The organism is Oleiphilus sp. HI0066 (assembly GCF_001635725.1).
In genome coordinates this window covers 1-1,025 of the sequence record NZ_LWFH01000131.1, presented here as the reverse complement: position 1 = coordinate 1,025, position 1,025 = coordinate 1, and the positions used below count along the sequence as shown (strand labels likewise).

The window sequence follows — 1,025 nt, the reverse complement described above, 5'->3', positions numbered from 1 at the left end:
TACCTTCCTTAAGCTTTAAATCATGAATTAGTCTGCAGCGCTGTTTTCGCTTGCGAAAACCATACAAGTACTTGATTAAGATATCTTTCACCATACAAGTCTAAGAATTGCTTTGTCTTAAAGTCTCGTATGTCCTGCAAAGCAGTGATTCTCTCTTCAATAAACTCTATAGACAGCGGGATGCCGCACTCCACCGTAATGCAATGCTCCCATTCTTCGTAATTTCTTGGGATCACATCTTCCATCATTCTCTATTTCCTCGTTTTTCTTGGGGCGCTTTTCATTCGCTAAATTTATAATCGATCGCTACAGCATTGTGTGCATGCAAGCTTTCTTGATGTTCAACCTTGAACCAATAATCCACCACGCCATTCATATGCTCTAAGCTGTCTTTTAAGCGTCTCGCTGCGTCCTCACAAAACATCAAGTTATCTGCATTAAGTTTGGCAAATGCCTGCTCGTCTTGACGTTTGACCGCCGTTTGAACAGGCGTACCAATCGCTTTTTCAACATCAAAAATTAGCTCATCAAACTCGAACCATTCATTGGGAGCTAAGATCAATTTAATGTACGCGTAAGAACGCTGACTATGTGGTGTTGCTACCGAACCTGCCTCTTGAAGTATCCATTGAAGGATCTGATCTTTTGGAATCGACTCTTCACCAAAGCGCTGATCAAACGCTTCGCTATAAAGCTGTCTAGACAATGATGCGGAACAGGGACAAGTACTCGAATAAGGCACTTCCACATCCACCTGTGTGCTAAATTCGTTGTCACGCAAAACTGACTCAATACGAATCGGGTAACGCTGAAACCCTTGTTCACCGCTCAGCATTGCTGGCTTGTTAAGCACTAAATCAAATGACAAAGCAAGTTTCGCATTCTTACTAATACCTTCCTGAGATCGCTGCATTTGCGACAACAATGCCTGAAGCGTTTCTAGCGTGAGCGCTTGATTACCTAAATCGCGATTTAAGGCTAAGTGCAAGCGCGACATATGGATACCTTTTGCCTCAGCCGCATCA

General features: G+C 43.0%; 2 protein-coding genes. Both read right to left on the bottom strand.

The features are described from left to right. Window positions 1-20: 20 nt before the first annotated feature. Entirely contained in the window at window positions 21-248 is a 228-nt protein-coding gene (locus A3738_RS30415; protein WP_068473981.1) for a hypothetical protein, read from the bottom strand. Window positions 249-280: 32 nt separating this feature from the next. Then, on the bottom strand, window positions 281-1,025 hold a 745-nt coding region (gene folE2 / locus A3738_RS02385), incomplete at its 5' end, for a GTP cyclohydrolase FolE2 (protein WP_068763316.1).